14 protein-coding genes are annotated in these 18480 nt (G+C 52.6%); all 14 read left to right on the top strand.

The annotated features are described in order from the left end of the window. Window positions 1–9: 9 nt before the first annotated feature. Complete coding sequence (locus EVJ34_RS01820; protein WP_131484560.1) at window positions 10–1710, top strand: proline--tRNA ligase; 1701 nt, start codon at window positions 10–12, stop codon at window positions 1708–1710. Window positions 1711–1785: 75 nt separating this feature from the next. After that, window positions 1786–6078, top strand: coding sequence for a PolC-type DNA polymerase III (locus tag EVJ34_RS01815; RefSeq protein WP_131484559.1), 4293 nt, complete (start codon window positions 1786–1788; stop codon window positions 6076–6078). A gap of 119 nt (window positions 6079–6197) precedes the next feature. Beyond that, window positions 6198–6668 carry a ribosome maturation factor RimP gene (rimP, locus tag EVJ34_RS01810; RefSeq protein WP_034777274.1) on the top strand — a complete coding sequence of 157 codons (471 nt, stop codon included), beginning with the start codon at window positions 6198–6200 and terminating at the stop codon, window positions 6666–6668. A 12-nt stretch (window positions 6669–6680) separates the two neighbouring features. Next, window positions 6681–7847 (top strand): transcription termination factor NusA, encoded by a 1167-nt coding sequence (gene nusA / locus EVJ34_RS01805; protein ID WP_034777276.1) that lies wholly within the window; start codon window positions 6681–6683, stop codon window positions 7845–7847. Beyond that, window positions 7844–8122 (top strand): RNase P modulator RnpM, encoded by a 279-nt coding sequence (gene rnpM, locus EVJ34_RS01800; RefSeq protein WP_165569410.1) that lies wholly within the window; start codon window positions 7844–7846, stop codon window positions 8120–8122. Before nusA ends, rnpM begins: the two co-directional genes overlap by 4 nt. Continuing rightward, window positions 8119–8415, top strand: coding sequence for a YlxQ family RNA-binding protein (locus EVJ34_RS01795; RefSeq protein WP_131484558.1), 297 nt, complete (start codon window positions 8119–8121; stop codon window positions 8413–8415). Before rnpM ends, EVJ34_RS01795 begins: the two co-directional genes overlap by 4 nt. A 21-nt stretch (window positions 8416–8436) precedes the next feature. Beyond that, window positions 8437–10656: a translation initiation factor IF-2 gene (gene infB, locus EVJ34_RS01790; protein WP_131433984.1), complete on the top strand. Its 2220-nt coding sequence runs from the start codon at window positions 8437–8439 to the stop codon at window positions 10654–10656. A gap of 18 nt (window positions 10657–10674) precedes the next feature. After that, a complete protein-coding gene (rbfA, locus tag EVJ34_RS01785; protein WP_131484557.1) occupies window positions 10675–11025 on the top strand; it encodes a 30S ribosome-binding factor RbfA in 351 nt (116 codons plus the stop codon). Between the two features lie 48 nt (window positions 11026–11073). Further along, on the top strand, window positions 11074–11982 hold the full coding sequence (truB, locus tag EVJ34_RS01780; RefSeq protein ID WP_131484556.1) for a tRNA pseudouridine(55) synthase TruB: 909 nt from the start codon (window positions 11074–11076) through the stop codon (window positions 11980–11982). A gap of 14 nt (window positions 11983–11996) precedes the next feature. Further along, entirely contained in the window at window positions 11997–12923 is a 927-nt protein-coding gene (locus EVJ34_RS01775; RefSeq protein WP_131484555.1) for a bifunctional riboflavin kinase/FAD synthetase, read from the top strand. A 124-nt stretch (window positions 12924–13047) separates the two neighbouring features. Beyond that, window positions 13048–13317: a 30S ribosomal protein S15 gene (gene rpsO, locus EVJ34_RS01770; RefSeq protein ID WP_015881433.1), complete on the top strand. Its 270-nt coding sequence runs from the start codon at window positions 13048–13050 to the stop codon at window positions 13315–13317. A 132-nt stretch (window positions 13318–13449) separates the two neighbouring features. After that, window positions 13450–15666 (top strand): polyribonucleotide nucleotidyltransferase, encoded by a 2217-nt coding sequence (gene pnp, locus EVJ34_RS01765; RefSeq protein WP_131484554.1) that lies wholly within the window; start codon window positions 13450–13452, stop codon window positions 15664–15666. Between the two features lie 50 nt (window positions 15667–15716). Next, window positions 15717–16934: a M16 family metallopeptidase gene (locus tag EVJ34_RS01760; protein ID WP_131484553.1), complete on the top strand. Its 1218-nt coding sequence runs from the start codon at window positions 15717–15719 to the stop codon at window positions 16932–16934. A gap of 83 nt (window positions 16935–17017) precedes the next feature. Further along, on the top strand, window positions 17018–18478 hold the full coding sequence (locus EVJ34_RS01755) for a UDP-N-acetylmuramoyl-L-alanyl-D-glutamate--2,6-diaminopimelate ligase (protein ID WP_236634504.1): 1461 nt from the start codon (window positions 17018–17020) through the stop codon (window positions 18476–18478). The last annotated feature ends 2 nt before the right edge of the window (window positions 18479–18480 follow it).

Below are 18480 nucleotides of genomic sequence, written 5' to 3'. Positions count from 1 at the left end.
TTGATACCTATGAAACAATCGAGACTGTTCATGCCTACATTAAGAGAAGTGCCGGCCGATGCGGAAGCCATTAGCCATCAGCTTCTCGTCCGTGGGGGCTTCATGCGCCAAAACGCCGCTGGGATTTATTCATATCTCCCACTCGGCCATCGCGTATTACACAATATCCAAACGATTATCCGCGAAGAGATGAACCGGGCCGGAGCGCAAGAGTTGCTCATGCCTGCGATTCAACCGGCTGAACTATGGGAAGAAACGGGACGCTGGGGCATTTATGGTCCAGAATTGATGCGATTGACGGACCGTCATGACCGTCGTTTCGCACTCGGTGCGACCCATGAGGAACTCATCACGTCAATCGTGCGTGATGAACTCAATTCTTACAAAAAGTTGCCGGTCAACTTGTATCAGATTCAAACGAAGTATCGCGACGAACGTCGTCCGCGTTTCGGATTGCTCCGGGGCCGTGAGTTCTTGATGAAAGACTCGTACTCGTTCCACGCGACACAGGATGATTTGGACGAAGAGTACAAAAATATGTATAACGCCTACTCCAACATCTTTGACCGCGTCGGCTTGAAATATCGTCCAGTCGTGGCCGATTCGGGTGCCATCGGCGGAAAAGACACGCACGAGTTTCAAGCGCTCGCCGAAATCGGTGAAGACACAATCGTCTACACGGACACGTCGAACTATGCGGCCAATATTGAGATGGCGGAAACGCTCGACCGCTATGAGGTGCAGGCGGGCGAAGTACAGGCGCTCGATCAAGTCGATACGAAAGATAACAAGACGATTGAAGACGTGGCCCGCTTCTTAAACATCGATCCGAAGACGACCATCAAATCTGTCCTCTTCAACGTCGATGGGGAAACGGTCATGGCGATCGTTCGCGGTGATCACGAAGCGAACGACGTCAAAGTGAAGAACGCCCTCGGCGGTCTCGATATCCAAATGGAAGAAGAAGCGACGATTATCGACTTGTTCGGCTGTGAGCCGGGCACGCTCGGACCGATCCAAGCACCAGTCAAAGTCGTCGCCGACTATGCCGTCAAATATTTGGTCGACGCGGTATGTGGTGCCAACAAGGCGAACACCCACTATACCCACGTCAACGCCGAGCGCGACTTGTCGCACTTGACGTATCATGACTTGCGTTTCGTCGTCGAAGGCGACATGGCACCTGACGAGTCGGGTCCGGTCCGTTTCGCACGCGGGATCGAAGTCGGACAAGTGTTCAAGCTCGGCACGCGCTATTCAGAAGCGATGGGCGCGACGTTCTTGAATGAAGAAGGTCGGGCCGAACCGCTCATCATGGGTTGTTACGGCATCGGCGTCTCGCGGACGCTATCGGCTGTCATCGAGCAACATCATGACGATCGCGGTATCGTCTGGCCGAAGAGCATCGCTCCGTTCGACGTACATTTGATTGCGATCAACACGAAAGACGAGGCGCAACTTGAACTGGCGAACCGCTTGTACGATGAACTGTCGTCGACGTACGATGTGTTGTATGATGACCGTAAAGAACGGGCCGGCGTCAAGTTTGCCGATGCTGACTTGATTGGTCTCCCGATCCGCATCAACGTTGGGAAAAAAGCGAACGAAGGCATCGTCGAAGTGAAACTACGTGCCACTGGCGAAGTTCTTGAGACAACGGTAGATGAGTTGCCACATGTGATTACGGCGCAACTGAACGAGGCAAAATGATCGATGAAGGTGACGGTTTCTTGCCGTCACCTTCATTTTTCGACATCGAATGATAAAAGGGGGGACTTCTTACCCGTGGAAGCTAATCAAAAAATGCAATTGCTCTTGACCGATCTCGGCATCACGACCGAAACGGATCAGTTCGACGGCGCGGAGTTGACGCGACTCGTCGTCAACAAGCAACGCCGGACGTGGACGTTTTATTTTCAACTTGAGCGTGTGTTGCCGTATGAAGTGTATCAACTGTTCATGAGCCGCATCGAGAGCCGTTATGCGACGTTCGCGGACGAGGTATACGCACGTTTCACGACGACGTCAGGCGGCGGCGAACAGGACTATATCGACTATTGGCCGCGCATCGTCAGTGAACTTAGTCAAGTGTCGGGTGCGATGCGTAGTTATTTCGCATCGGTCGCACCGCGCTTCGAGCAGAACAAATTGCTCATCCCGGTGCGCTCGGCCCCTGAGGCGAACTATGTCGATAAAGAGTTATGCCAAGAAGTCCAGGCGCTCTATAGCGCTTATGGGTTCATGAAGAAACCTTGTCAAGCGCTATTCTCGGAGAATGAAGAAGCGAACCAAGTGCTCCGTGAACAAGTCGTCCAAGAAGATTTGGAACAGGCGAAACTCGCACTCGCGGCGCAATTTGCCAAGGCGACCGAGACGAACGACGAACCGGTCACCGAGGTCCGGATGGGCGCGTTGATTAAAGACGAGATCGTCCCAATCAAGACGATTATCGAAGAAGAACGACGCGTCGCCATCCGTGGTCTCGTCTTCTCGGCCGAACGGAAAGAACTGAAGAGCGGGAAAAAACTATTCACATTCAAGATGACCGACTATACCGATTCACTCATCGTCAAAGTGTTCGCACGTGATGACGACGATGACCGAATGCTGAGCGCCGTCAAAAAAGGGATGTGGATTCAAGCGGCCGGCCGGGTCGAGGATGATAGCTTCATGCGCGAACTGTGCATGATGGCATCGCAACTGCAAGAAGTGAAAGTCGAACCGGTCCGGGACGAGTGGGCCGGTGAGAAACGCGTCGAACTGCACGCCCATACGCAGATGAGTCAGATGGACGCGGTCACGAACGTATCAGCGCTCGTCGCCCGGGCGGCGAAATGGGGCCATCGCGCCATCGCCATCACTGATCACGCGGGTGTCCAGTCGTTCCCAGAGGCGTACTATGCCGGGAAGAAAAATGACATCAAAGTGCTTTTTGGCGTCGAAGCGAACGTCGTCAATGATGGGGTTCCGGTCGCGTATCATCCGACCGATGTCCCGCTCGACGATGCGACATACGTCGTCTTTGACGTCGAGACGACGGGGCTTTCGGCCGTCTACAACAAAATCATCGAACTCGCCGGCGTCAAAATCAAAGATGGTGAAATCATCGACCGGTTCGAGGCGTTCGCCGATCCAAAGCATCCACTCTCGGCCACGACGATCGAATTGACGGGCATCACGGACGATATGGTCCATGGCCAGCCCGATCCTGAAGTCATCGCCAAACAGTTCGTTGACTGGTGCGAGGACGGCATTCTTGTCGCCCACAATGCGTCATTCGATATGGGTTTCTTAGAAGCGACACTGCGGAGCGGTGGGCACGAGCCGGATGACTATCCGGTCATCGATACGCTTGAGCTCGCCCGGACAATTTTGCCGACGCTCAAGAATCACCGTCTCAACACGCTCGCGAAGCGATTTGATATCGAGTTGACGCAACATCACCGGGCCATCTATGATGCCGAGGCGACAGCGTACCTGCTCATGAAACTGCTCGAACTTGCCAAACAGATGTTTGAGATGCAGACGCATCGCTCGTTGAATGCGAAAGTCGGGAGCGACGTCTCGAAGATCCGTCCGTTCCATGCGACAATTTATGCGAAGACGAAAAAACCGGGGCTGCGTCATTTGTACGAGTTGATCTCGTTGTCCCACATCGATTACTTGTTCCGGATGGCCAGGATGCCACGTTCGGAGATTATTAAACGTCGTGAGGGTCTCTTGATCGGTTCGGCGTGTGACAACGGTGAGATTTTTGATGCCGCCCTGAACAAGTCAGACGAAGAGCTTGAGAAGATGATGGCGTTCTACGACTTCATCGAGATTCACCCGCCGGCACTCTATATGCATCTCATCGATAAAGAGATTGTCGCCAACGAGCTCGAGTTGCGCGAAATCATTAAGCGGATCATTCGCGTCGCCGGTCAAGCCGGTCTCCCGGTATGTGCGACCGGAAACGTCCACTACCTTGACCGGACGGACCGGTCGTACCGAGAGATCTTGATTCGGACGCAAGGTGGCGCCAACTTCATCAATACACGGAAAGAACTGCCGCACGCCCATTTCCGGACGACGAAAGAGATGATGGAAGAGTTCAAGTTCCTCGGTGACGACCTCGCTCGCGAAATCGTCATCACGAACCCGAATGCGATCGCCGATCAAATCGAGTCGATCCAAATCATTCCGGACGATTTGTACACGCCGAAGATTGAAGGCGCAGACGATGAGGTCCGGAACATGAGTTACGACATGGCCCGTTCGATTTACGGGGAAGAACTGCCGGAAATCGTCGAGGCCCGGCTCGAGAAAGAGTTGAAATCGATTATCGGTCACGGCTTTGCGGTCATCTATTTGATTTCGCATAAGCTCGTCAAGAAATCGCTCGACGACGGTTATCTCGTCGGTTCACGCGGTTCGGTCGGTTCAAGTTTCGTCGCGACGATGACCGAGATCACCGAGGTCAATCCGCTCCCGCCGCATTACGTCTGTCCGAAGTGCCAACATTCGCATTTCTTCAATGACGGTTCGGTCGGGTCCGGGTATGACCTTCCGGACAAACAATGTCCGGAGTGTGGGACGTGGTATACGAAAGACGGACATGATATCCCGTTCGAGACGTTCCTTGGCTTCAAAGGGGACAAGGTCCCGGATATCGACTTGAACTTCTCGGGTGAATATCAACCGCATGCCCACGCTTATACGAAAGTATTGTTCGGGGAAGATTACGTGTACCGTGCCGGGACAATTGGAACGATTGCGGACAAGACGGCGTACGGTTACGTGAAAGGGTATGCGACCGAGAACGATAAGATTTACCGGAACGCCGAGGTTGATCGGCTCGTCTCGGGCGTCACCGGCGTCAAACGGACGTCCGGGCAACACCCGGGGGGCATCATCGTCGTCCCGGATTATATGGACATCGCCGAAATCTCACCGATTCAATATCCGGCCGACGATAAATCGTCCGAATGGAAGACGACCCACTTCGACTTCCACTCGATTCACGACAACTTGCTCAAACTTGATATTCTCGGGCACGATGACCCGACCGCCATCCGGATGTTGCAAGATTTGTCGGGAATTGATCCGAAGACGATCCCGACGGACGATCCGACCGTGATGAAAATCTTCTCATCACCGGACGTGCTCGGCGTCACCCCGGAGCAAATCGAATCGAAGACGGGAACACTCGGTATTCCGGAGTTCGGGACGAAGTTCGTCCGCCAAATGCTAGAAGAGACGAAACCGTCGACGTTCTCTGAACTCGTTCAAATCTCGGGACTGTCCCACGGGACCGATGTTTGGATCGGCAACGCCAATGAGCTCATCTACAACGGCACGTGTGAACTGAAAGACGTGATCGGTTGTCGTGACGACATCATGGTCTACTTGATTTATGCCGGTCTTGAACCGTCGTTCGCCTTCAAAATCATGGAGTCGGTCCGGAAAGGGAAAGGCTTATCGGAAGATATGGAGACGGAGATGCGGGCCAACGATGTTCCGGAATGGTATATCTCGTCTTGTAAGAAAATTAAGTACATGTTCCCGAAAGCGCATGCCACGGCGTATGTGCTCATGGCCGTCCGCATCGCCTATTTCAAAGTCCATCACCCGATTTTGTATTATGCGACATACTTCACGGTCCGGGCCGGCGACTTTGATTTGTCGGCAATGATCAAAGGATCACAGGCCGTACGCAAGGCGATGTCGGATATTCGTGAAAAAGGTTTCGAGGCAACGGCTAAAGACAAAGGGCTTCATACCGTGCTCGAACTCGCGCTTGAGATGTTAGAGCGCGGCATGAAGTTCCAAAACATCGATTTGTATCGCTCGAGTGCGACGGAATTCTTGATTGAAGGGAACACGCTCATCCCGCCGTTCAATGCGGTCGATGGTCTCGGGACGAACGCGGCGAAAGCCATCGTCGAAGCGAGGGCGGAAGGGCAGTTTTTGTCGAAAGAAGACTTGCGCAAGCGGGCCAAATTGTCGAAGACGATCGTCGAGACGCTCGATACGATGAAATGTCTCGAAGGCTTGCCGGATGAGAACCAACTCTCGTTCTTTGATTTTGGGGTGTAAGTTGCGAAAAACCGGGAAAATATGATATATTGGTATCGAACAATGTTGGATACTACGACGGAAAGGAGTAGGGAACCCTACTCCTTTCTTGTATGTAAAAGCCAGAAGGAGGGATGAGAGTGTCCAAAATAACAGAAGTCGTCGAAGCGATCGCGTTGCCGATCGTGGAACGTGAGAACATGGAATTGGTCGATGTCGAATTCGTGAAAGAAGGACCAGATTGGTTCTTGCGCGTCTATATCGACAAGCCGGGGGGCGTCGATTTAGATGATTGCGTCAACATCAACGAACAACTCTCGGAAAAACTAAACGATAGCGATCCGATCGAACAAGCCTATTATCTTGACGTCTCGAGTCCCGGTGCCGAGCGACCACTGAAAAAGCCGACCGACTTTGAACGTGCGATTGGAAAGAACGTCTATATCAAGACGTTTGCCCCAATCGAAGGTGCCAAAGAGTTCGAAGGCATTTTAACGGAATATGACGGCGAGACTGCCGTCGTCGAGACGCGCATCAAGACAAGAAAAAAAGCGATATCGCTACCGGTAGACAAAATTGCACAAGCCCGCCTAGCGGTCACGTTTAGTTAAGGAGAGGTAAAGATGGGGCCACAATTACTCACAACAATCGAACAGATTGCTAACGAAAAAGGAATCGAGAAGGAGATTATCATCGATGCGCTCGAGCAGGCGCTCATTTCAGCATATCGCCGAAACGTCGCCAACCCGAATGAAAACGTAAAAGTTGAATTCGACCAAGTGACAGGTGATATTCGTGTCTTCGCACTTCTCGAAGTCGTTGAACGTCTCTCGCATCCCGAGCAACAGTTGTCGCTCGAAGAAGCGCATGAGATTGACCCGAACTACGAGCTAGGAGACTTCCATAAAGAAGAAGTCACACCGAGCGACTTCGGTCGTGTCGCGGCGATGACAGCGAAGCAAGTCGTCACGCAAAAGATGCGTGAAGCCGAGCGCGAGCGGATCTATAATCACTTCGTCGATAAAGAAGACGAGATCATGACGGGGATTGTGGAACGGTTCGACCCACGCAACTTGTATATCGGTCTTGAAAACAATATCGAAGCGGTACTTACTCCGAACGAGCAGATGCCAAATGAATCGTACCAGATTCATGACCGTATCAAGGTGTACGTGACGAAAGTCGATTCGACGACGAAAGGGTCTGGCGCAGCCATTCAAGTCTCGCGGACGCATCCAGGTCTGTTGCGTCGTTTGTTCGAGCTTGAAGTACCAGAAATCGCGAGTGGTACGGTCGATGTCATGTCGGTCTCACGCGAAGCGGGCGATCGCTCGAAGATTGCTGTTCATTCAGACATTGTCGATCCGGTCGGCGCATGTGTCGGTCCGAAAGGGCAACGTGTCCAAACAATCGTCGATGAACTCAACGGCGAGAAAATCGATATCGTTCGTTGGTCGAACGATCCGAAAGAGTTCGTGAAAAACGCACTCAGCCCGGCTCAAGTCGTTGACGTGTACGTCAATGAACCAAATAAATCGACGACTGTCGTCGTACCTGACTATCAGTTGTCACTCGCCATCGGGAAGCGCGGTCAAAACGCGCGTCTTGCTGCGAAATTGACAGGGTGGAAAATCGATATCAAGAGCGAGACGGATGCAGAAGGCATGGATTTGTATGATACGTACGCCGAAAAAGTTGAACCGGAGCCAGAAATTGTTCACAATGAAATGGAACAGACTGACTCGGTTGACGTCGCCCTTGAGCCGACAACGGTGAAAGAAGAGGAATGACCATGAAGCAAAAGAAACTTCCTTTGCGCAAGTGTGTGGTCACGCAAGAAATGTTACCGAAACAAGCGTTGATTCGTGTCGTTCGGACGCCGGAAGGCGATGTCGTCATCGATACGTCCGGTAAATTGAACGGACGAGGGGCGTATTTGTCGAAAGATGCGGATGTGATTCGTTTAGCAGAGAAAAAACGGACACTCGATCATCATTTAAAAGTCAAGACGAGTGACGCGCTTTATGAGCAGCTGCTTCAAGCTGTTACAGGTGCCGAATCATGAGTCAGTGGGAATCATTGTTAGGCCTCGCCGCACGGGCGAGGAAAGTAACGATGGGAGAAGAGTTTGTGTTGAAGGATGTGCGAGCTGGCCGAGCCAAGCTTGTCATCCTTGCCGGAGATGCGGGAGCGTCTACGAGAAAACGGGTTACCGACAAGTGTACATCGTATGGTGTTCCAGTGATTGAAGTAAGCGACCGATATACGATCGGGGCTGCTTTAGGTAAAGACATGCGAGTCGTCGTGTCTGTGACAGAATCCGGATTTGCGAACAAGCTTAAGCAACTTCTCTCTTAACTATTAACGGAGGTGGATGCTTTGGGAAAACGCGTCTATGAATTTGCAAAAGAACAGAATGTAACAAGTAAACAAGTCATTACTCAACTCGAGAAAATGAACAAGCCAGTGAAAAACCACATGGCTGTCTTAGATGAGGAATCGGTCAAGCAACTCGACCGTGTCTTCAATCCTGAGAAATACCGTTCGGCTGACAAACAAGAAAAACCAGCTGCCACGAAACCAGCTGAAACGAAGGCTGCCGAGTCGAAACCTGCTGCCAAGCAAGAAGCACCGAAAGCTCGCCCACAAGCGTCTAGCGGTCAAAGCAACCAAGCGGGCAACCGTGGTGGCAACCGCTTCGGTAACAACCGCAACGACAACCGCAACAAAAAGCGCGGTGGTAAATTCAAAGGCAAGCCTGCGAAAGCAGCCGTGCCATTAGAAGCGGATCCAAATTCGAAAACGAGTCAGCGTAAAGCAGCTCGTTTAGCGCAAGAGTCTGAAATGGGCAACGTCATCAAGTACGATGATGTCCTCAGCGTATCGGACCTCGCTGCGAAGATGGATAAAAAGCCAAACGAGATCATCATGAAGTTGATGGGTCTTGGTGTCATGGCGACAATCAACCAAACGCTTGATGACGAGACGATTGAGTTGCTTGCAACTGAATTCGGTTACGAAGTCGAGAAAGAAGTCCTCATCGACGAGACAGACTTTGAAGAAGTAGAAATCGACTTCTCTCCGTATGAGCTTGTTGAGCGTCCAGCTGTCGTCACCATCATGGGTCACGTCGACCATGGTAAGACAACACTTCTTGACTCGATCCGCAACACGAAAGTCGTTGCTGGTGAAGCCGGCGGGATCACGCAGCACATCGGTGCTTATCAAGTTGAAGTCAACGATAAAAAGATCACGTTCCTCGACACACCAGGTCACGCCGCCTTTACGACGATGCGTGCACGTGGAGCCGAAGTGACGGATATCGCGATTATCGTTGTCGCAGCGGATGACGGCGTCATGCCACAGACAGAAGAAGCCATCTCACACGCGAAAGCGGCAAACGTGCCGATTATCGTCGCTGTGAACAAAATGGATAAAGAGGGCGCAAACCCTGACCGCGTCAAACAAGAATTGACAGAGTTCGGTCTTGTACCGGAAGAGTGGGGCGGCGAGACAATCTTCGTGCCAATCTCAGCTTTGAAAGACGAGGGGATCGATGAATTGCTCGAGATGATCTTACTCGTTTCGGAAGTCGAAGAGTACAAGTCGACGCCTGAAATGCCAGCTCGCGGTTCGGTTATCGAAGCGAAGCTCGACAAAGGTCGCGGTCCTGTCGCTACGCTTCTCGTTCAACACGGGACACTCCGGATCGGTGACTCGATCGTCGTCGGTAGCACGTTCGGACGCGTCCGGGCCATGGTCAACGATATCGGTCGTCGTGTGAAAGAAGTTGGTCCATCGACGCCAATCGAGATTACAGGATTGAACGATGTCCCACAAGCCGGTGACCAGTTCATCGTGTTTGAAGATGAGAAGAAAGCACGTGCGATCGGAGAAAAACGTTACCAACGTTACCTCGAATCACAGCGTCGCGAATCGGCGAAAGTTAGTCTCGACGACTTGTTCAGCCGCATTCAAGAAGGCGAAGTCAAAGATTTGAACGTCATCATCAAAGCAGACGTTCAAGGTTCGGCTGAAGCACTCGCTGGTTCACTCCGTAAAATCGACGTCGCAGGCGTTAAAATCAACATCGTTCACCAAGGTGTCGGTGCCATCACAGAAGGTGACGTCATTCTCGCTTCGGCGGCAAATGCGATCATCATCGGATTCAACGTCCGCCCAGACGGTAACGCCCGGTCGATGGCCGAGCAAGAGCATGTTGAAATGCGTCTGCACCGCATCATCTATAACGCAATCGATGAAATCGAAAGCGCGATGAAAGGGATGCTCGACCCTGAGTTCGTTGAAGAAATCACAGGACAAGTTGAAGTCCGTGACGTCTTCAAAGTCTCGAAAGTCGGTACGATTGCCGGCTGTTACGTCACAGAAGGTAAAATCTCACGCGACGCCGGCGTCCGCATCATCCGTAACGGGATTGTTGTATACGAAGGAAAACTCGATACGCTCCGCCGCTTCAAAGACGACGTCAAAGAAGTCGCGACAGGCTACGAGTGTGGGATTAAAGTAGAGAAGTTCGACGACATCAAAGTGGAGGACGTCATCGAGGCGTTCATCATGAAAGAAGTCGAACGTAAATAAAGCGAGGAGGGAACACGTATGAACATTCGTGCCCAACGCGTCGCAGAGCAGATGCGTAAAGAGATCACAGATATCTTGCTCCGTGAAGTCAACGACCCACGTACGAAGAACGCTACAATCACGAGCGTTGATGTGACGGGAGATTTGCAGCAAGCGACGGCCTACTACACGGTGCTCGGAGACGACGCCGACGTGAAGGCTGAGACGCAGGCAGGTCTTGATAAAGCGAGTGCGTTCATTCGCCGCGAAATCGGCAGCCGCATTCGTCTTCGCAAAACGCCAGAATTGTCGTTCGAATACGATTCATCGGTCGCATATGGTAGCCATATCGATTCATTGATTCGTGACTTAAATCGGAACGACCAATAAATTGAAGGGGGGACTCGTGTCTCCCCTTTTTTGATGGGAGGAATTCAAGTGGAACCTACAGGTGTATTGATTTTAGATAAAGACAGCGGCATGACGAGCCACGATTGTGTGTTCAAGCTCCGCAAACTGTTCCAAACGAAAAAAGTTGGGCATACGGGCACGCTCGACCCGGAAGTGACCGGTGTGTTGCCAATCTGCCTCGGACGGGCGACAAAACTGTCGCGTTTTTTGACCGATGAAGGGAAACGTTACGCTGCCGAGATTACAATCGGGACGGCGACGATGACCGAGGACGCCTATGGCGAGGTCGTTGAGACGCGCGAAGTCGGTCCGGAAGCGTTCACTGCTGCGGACATCGATCGTGTCCTCGAGACGTTGACAGGAAAAATCGAGCAAATCCCGCCTTACTTCTCTGCTGTCAAAGTGAATGGGAAGAAATTGTATGAGTATGCCCGCAAAGGTCAAACAGTCGAGCGGCCGCGCCGCATCGTCGAGATTCATCGCCTCGTCCGCACGACCGACCCCATCATCGAAGACGGGGTCTGCCGTTTCCGAATCGATGTCGAATGCGGGAAAGGGACATTCATCCGCACGCTCGCCGTTCAAATCGGGGAGCGACTGGGTTACCCGGCTCATATGAGCGACCTTCGTCGGACCCGTTCCGGTTCGTTCGAGGAGACGGATGCTGTCACGTTGCGCCAACTTGGTGAGATGGAGACGGTCGAGGAGCGCATGAGCCATCTCATCCCGCTCGAAGACGTGATCAAACGCTGGCCAGCGATGACGATTCCAGCCAATCGGGAACGGTATATTCGAAACGGAGGTCGTTTGAACGACGTCTCGCTCGAATTTGAACTGTTTACTGTCTATAATGAAGAAGGAATTCCACTTGCCCTCTATCGACGGCTTGACGGAACAACTGATGCAACTGTCGAGGTCATGTTGACCATCGACTAAGGGGGAAATGAAGTATGGAAACGATACATCTGACTTATCCTGAGACACCGGACCTCGTCCCTTCGGTCATGGTGCTCGGATTTTTCGACGGCGTCCACTCCGGCCATCAAGCGGTGATTCGGCATGCGCAGGCGCAAGCGAAACAGCTAGTCGTCCCCGTGACCGTCATCACGTTCGACCCGCACCCGAAACAAGTGTTGTCGAACAAACCGGATGCGGTCCGCTATATCACACCGCTCCAGCGGAAATTGAACCGGATTGCGGCGCTCGGTGTCGAACGCTGCATCGTCATCACGTTCACAAAAGAGTTGGCGAGCCTGTCGCCACAACAGTTCGTGGATGACTATTTAATCGGCGCGGGCGCGGTCCACGTGACGGCAGGATTCGACTATTCTTACGGCAAGTTCGGCGAAGGGACGATGGAGACGCTGCCGTATCATGCGCGCGGTCGCTTCACGACCTCGGTCGTCGCCGAACAGACGAGCGGCGGCGAAAAAGTATCGTCGACGCGGATTCGTCAATTGCTCGGTGCCGGAGACGTCGATGTGGCGAGCGAACTGCTCGGTACGCCGTACGTCATCTGTGGGGAAGTCATCCACGGTGACGCCCGTGGTCGAACAATTGGTTATCCGACGGCGAACGTTGTCATGGACGCCTCGTATGTCATGCCGCGTCTAGGCGTCTACGCGACGCGTGTACGGCTTCAAGATGGCCGGACGTTCGACGCGATGACGAACGTCGGACGACGCCCGACGTTTTATGCGACTGGTGACGTATCGATCGAGAGCCATTTGTTCGATTTCTCAGAAGACTTGTACGGGCAACTGATTGAGATTGAATGGATGAATTATTTGCGTGACGAGCGAGCGTTCGACGGACTCGACGCGCTCATCGCCCAACTCAAACAAGATGAGACGGCCGCTCGGGCAATCCTGTCTTGACTTTGGATGGGTGGTACGGTATCCTATTTTGGTACGCAAAGTACACCGTTTCGCTTGGCTGATCGATTCACCAACGTCGGCTCGGCAACGCGGCAATTTTCTATTAAATGGAGGTGGAGAGGCAATGGCACTCTCAAAAGAACGTAAGAACGAAATCATCGCGGAATACGCGACAAAACAAGGTGACACTGGTTCACCGGAAGTTCAAGTTGCAGTATTGACTGAACAAATCAACACTTTAAACGATCATCTTCGTACACACAAGAAAGACCACCACTCACGTCGCGGTCTTTTGAAAATGGTTGGACGTCGCCGTAACTTGCTTACGTACCTTCGTAACAAGGACGTTACACGTTACCGTGAATTGATTCAACGCCTTGGTCTCCGTCGTTAATCCGAACGGACCATGTGACGGGCTGGGACACTTGTTCCTAGTCCGTTTCTTCTTTTTTAAAAGGAAAATCATTAGACATTCATATGAATGAGTTACATAATAAACTAGATAAGGTTTGAGAGGAGAATGTTCATGTTAGGTACGAAACAAGTATTTTCTACAGAATGGGGCGGTCGTCCGCTGTCTGTAGAAGTCGGCCAACTTGCGAAACAAGCAAACGGCTCGGCACTCGTCCGTTATGGGGACACGGTCGTGCTCGCCACGGTCACAGCATCGAAAGCGCCGAAGGATTTAGATTTCTTCCCGCTCACGGTCAACTATGAAGAAAAATTATACTCGGTCGGTAAAATCCCAGGAGGTTTCCTCCGTCGAGAAGGACGTCCTGGGGAGAACGCGATTTTGACATCGCGCCTCATCGACCGTCCAATCCGTCCGCTCTTCCCAGACGGATTCCGTCACGATATCCAAGTCATGATTTACGTCATGTCGAACGACCCGGACTGCCCAGCTGAAATGGCCGGCATGCTCGGAACGTCAATCGCGCTCTCGATTTCAGACATCCCGTTCGATGGCCCGATCGCCGGAGCGACAGTCGGACGCGTCAACAGTGAGTTCGTCGTCAACCCGACGACGGCTCAGCTCGAACAGACAGACCTCGAACTCCAAGTCGCCGGAACGGCAACTGCGATCAACATGGTTGAAGCAGGTGCAAATGAAGTACCGGAAGACGTCATGCTCGAGTCGATCTTGTTCGGTCATGAAGAAATCAAGAAATTGGTCGCTTTCCAAACGGAAATCGTGGAAGCTGTCGGGAAACCGAAGTTCGAATACACGGTATCGAAGTTTGATGACGCTTTGACGGCTGAGCTCGAAGCAGCTCGTCCAGAAATCAACGCCGCAGTTCAAGTCGAAGAGAAGCATGCACGCGACGAAGCCATCAACGAAGTGATTGCGAAATACGTAGCTGCATATGAAGAAACACTTGCTGACGAACCAGCCAAGTTGAAAGAAGTGTCTGGCATCTTGAACAAGTTCGTCAAAGACGAAGTCCGCCGCTTGATCACGGTCGACAAAGTTCGTCCTGACGGTCGTCGTCCGGAAGTCATCCGTCCACTCGCGTCGGAAACGGGCTTATTGCCACGCGCCCACGGCGTTGGCTTGTTCACACGTGGACAAACACAAGTCATGTCGGTCGCGACACTCGGCGTCATCGGCGATGCGCAAATCATCGACGGCATCGGTCTCGAAGAGAACAAGCGCTTCATGCACCATTACAACTTCCCGCCGTTCTCGGTCGGGGAAGCTCGTCCGGTGCGTGCGCCAGGACGTCGTGAAATCGGTCATGGTGCCCTAGGAGAACGTGCACTTTTGCCAATCATCCCGAAAGAAGCGGACTTCCCGTACACGATCCGTCTCGTCTCGGAAGTACTCGAGTCGAACGGTTCAAGTTCGCAGGCGTCAATCTGTGGATCGACACTCGCTCTCATGGACGCAGGTGTGCCGATCAAGGCGCCGGTTGCCGGGATTGCGATGGGTCTCATCATGGAAGGCGAACATTACACGGTCCTCACGGACATCCAAGGTCTCGAAGATCATCTCGGCGACATGGACTTCAAAGTAGCAGGAACGAAAGACGGGATCACGGCGCTCCAAATGGATATCAAAATTGCCGGAATCACGCGTGAGATTTTGGAAGAGGCACTCGAACAAGCTCGTTCAGGCCGTCTCCACATCTTGAACCATATGCTTGAGACGCTCGACGCACCACGTCCACAGTTGTCGCAGTATGCACCGAAAATCGTGACGATGACGATCAATCCGGATAAGATCCGCGATGTGATCGGACCGGGCGGGAAGATGATCAACAGCATCATCGACCAAACGGGCGTCAAAATCGATATCGAGCAAGACGGGACGGTCTTCATCGCGTCGACCGATCAAGACGGTATCGACATGGCGATGGCCCTCATCGGCGACATCGTCCGTGAAGTCGTCGTCGGCGAAGAGTTCGATGCAACGGTCCGCCGCATCGAGAAGTTCGGCGCGTTCGTCGAATTGTTCAAAGGGAAAGACGCGCTCGTCCACGTCTCTGAGTTCAGCTTAGAGCGTGTCGCGAACGTGGAAGACGTCGTCAAACTCGGCGATACAATCAAAGTCCGTGTGACGGAGATTGACGACAAAGGCCGAGTCAATGCCTCGCACAAAGTGCTCATCCTTGAAGGATTGTCACCGGAAGAACGCGAAGCATACGAAGCAAAACGTAAAGCGCAGCGCGAAAGCCGTCCACCACGTGACAGCCGTCCGCCGCGTCGTGACGGAGATCGCCGTCCGCCACGCTCGACAAACTAATCATGATGGCCATCGTCTGGTGCGATGGCCTTTTTCATAGGAGTGATAACATGGAATGGATCACATTAGATAACGGCGTCCGCATCGTGATCGAACCGATGGCGGATGTGCGTAGCACATCGACCGGTGTCTTCATCAAAGCTGGGACGCGAACGGAAGACGTGACCGAGATTGGGATCAGTCACTTGATTGAACATATGTTGTTCAAAGGAACGAAAACGAGAACGGCAAAAGAAATCGCTTCGTTCTTCGATGAACTTGGCGGTAGCGTCAACGCGTTCACGTCGAAAGACCACACGTGCTATTACGTAAAGACGCTTGACGAGCATGCGGTCGTCGCATTCGATGCGCTCGCCGACATGCTGTTCGATTCGTTATTTGACGAGGCGGAACTCGAGAAAGAGAAACGGGTCGTCTTAGAAGAGATTAAAATGTATGAGGACACGCCGGAAGACCTCGTCCACGAACTGCTCGCGAAAGCCGTCTATAAAGACGATATCCTCGCCGAACCGATTCTCGGGACGGAAGCGAGCGTCCTCGGGTTATCCCGGGACCAATTGCTCCGGTACGTCGCCTCGACGTATACGGGTAACCGCGTCGTCGTTTCGATTGCCGGCCATGTGACCGATGAATTGATTGAGGTGGTCACGAGAAGGTTTGCCGACCTCCCATCAGGGGAATCACCGAAAGAATCGACGACACCGATCTTGTATAGCGACGTGGTGAAAAAACAGAAAGAGACAGAGCAAGCACATCTGTGCTGGAACTTCGAGGCGATTGCCGCCAAAGACGACCGACTGCCGCATTTAGCTTTGTTGAACAATGCCATCGGGGCGACGATGTCGTCACGACTGTTCCAGTCGATTCGAGAAGAGGAAGGCCTCGCCTACTCGATTTACTCGTACTATACGACGTTCGACGACCACGGGACGTTCACAATCTATATCGGGACATCGCCGGAAACACTCGCTCAAGTCGAGACGATCATGACGCGTGAGCTCGAGACGTTGAAAGCGGATGGATTGTCTGACGAAGAGGTCGAGAAAGGTAAACGGCAATTGAAAGGGTCGCTCGTCCTCGGAAACGAGAGCACGAGTGCACGGATGAACCGTAACGGACGAAATCTCGTTCTGCTCGATGAAGTCGAGGACTTGAACGAAGTGCTCGACAAAGTCGATCGCATTGAAACGCGTGACGTCAACGCCCTCATCAATGAGGTACTCGGCCACGTCCCTGCCAAATCATATGTCCTTCCGTCCGAAGACTGACTTGAAACCGAATTGTAAGTTCTCTACACTGATTAAGAGGTATTCTTTACTTTGGACAGGAACAGGTGAAAGAAGGGAAAGACTTGAACTTAACGGATTTAGCTAACCACATACAATTGATTAATCAACCAAACTTACAAGGCATCACAGTGACCCATGTGACGACCGACTCGCGTGAAGTCGTCCCTGGGACGCTCTTCGTCGCCATCAAAGGCTATACGGTCGACGGTCATGACTACGCCGATCTAGCGGTCAGCAAAGGCGCTGTCGCCGTCGTCAGTGAACGGCCGCTCTCTTTGAGTGTGCCGAACTTGATCGTGCGCGACAGCACGCGTACGGTCGGTTTATTGGCGTCTGCGTTCTATCAATATCCGTCTGAGCAGATGCGTCTGTTCGGGATCACGGGAACGAACGGCAAGACGACGACGACAACCATTTTACGTGACGTACTTACAGAACTCGGACATAGTACCGGCTTGATTGGCACGGTCGAGGTTCGCATTAACGATACGGTCGTCCCAAGTAAAAACACGACGCCGCAAAGTTCAGAGCTCCAACAGTTGCTCGCCCGGATGCACGCAGAAGGGGTGACCGATGTGATGATGGAAGTCTCATCGCACGGACTCGAACTCGGCCGCGTCATCGGAACGGACTTTGATATCGTCGGATTCACGAACTTGACGCACGATCACCTTGATTTTCACGGCACGTTCGAGAACTATGCACGTGCGAAAGGCTTGTTATTCGCACAGCTCGGACAGATGGCGTCACGTCACAAAGTCGCCGTGTTGAACGCGGACGACCCATACAGCAAGCTGTATGAGACGATGACAGGGGCGCGAGTGATCACATATGCGATTGACGCGATGGCAGACGTGACGGCATCAGATATCGTTCAGACGCTGTCAGAGACGAGCTTTTGCCTCAACTATCAAGGCGAACGCCATCCGTTGACGGTCCAATTCATCGGCCGCTTCAACGTATATAACATCTTGCTCGCGACCGGTTGCCTGCTCGCGGCAGGCTATCGCTTGCCCGAAATCGTCCAGGCACTCGAAGCGATCCATCCGGCCAAAGGGCGGATGCAACGCCTCGATGTACCGGGCTATAACGTCTATGCGGATTATGCCCACACGCCCGACGGCATCGAGCAATGCTTGAAGTCGCTCGTCGGCGTGCCGAAAGAGAAGATTGTGTTCTTGATCGGGACAGGCGGAAATCGTGACATCACGAAGCGACCGACGATGGGGGCGATGGCCTCGAAATATGCGGGAACGGTCGTCATCACGACGGATGACCCGCGATTCGAAGCATACGACTCCATCACGAGCGGCATCGCTGCCGGGATGACCCACGACAATTTTGTTGAAATTGGGGACCGGGAAGAAGCAGTCCGCTATGCAGCCAAATTGGCCGAGTCCGATAATATCGTCGTCTTGGCTGGCAAAGGACATGAAAAATATCAAATCATTGGCAATGAGAAAATTCCGCTAGATGAAGAAGCGATCGTCCGAGCGACAATTTTGAAGACGGAGGAATCTTGATT

Origin of the sequence: Exiguobacterium sp. SL-9, assembly GCF_004336985.1 — a bacterium.
Classification (GTDB): Bacteria; Bacillota; Bacilli; order Exiguobacteriales; family Exiguobacteriaceae; genus Exiguobacterium.
Note: the sequence above shows the minus strand (reverse complement) of the source record. Positions and strands in the feature narration are given on the sequence as shown.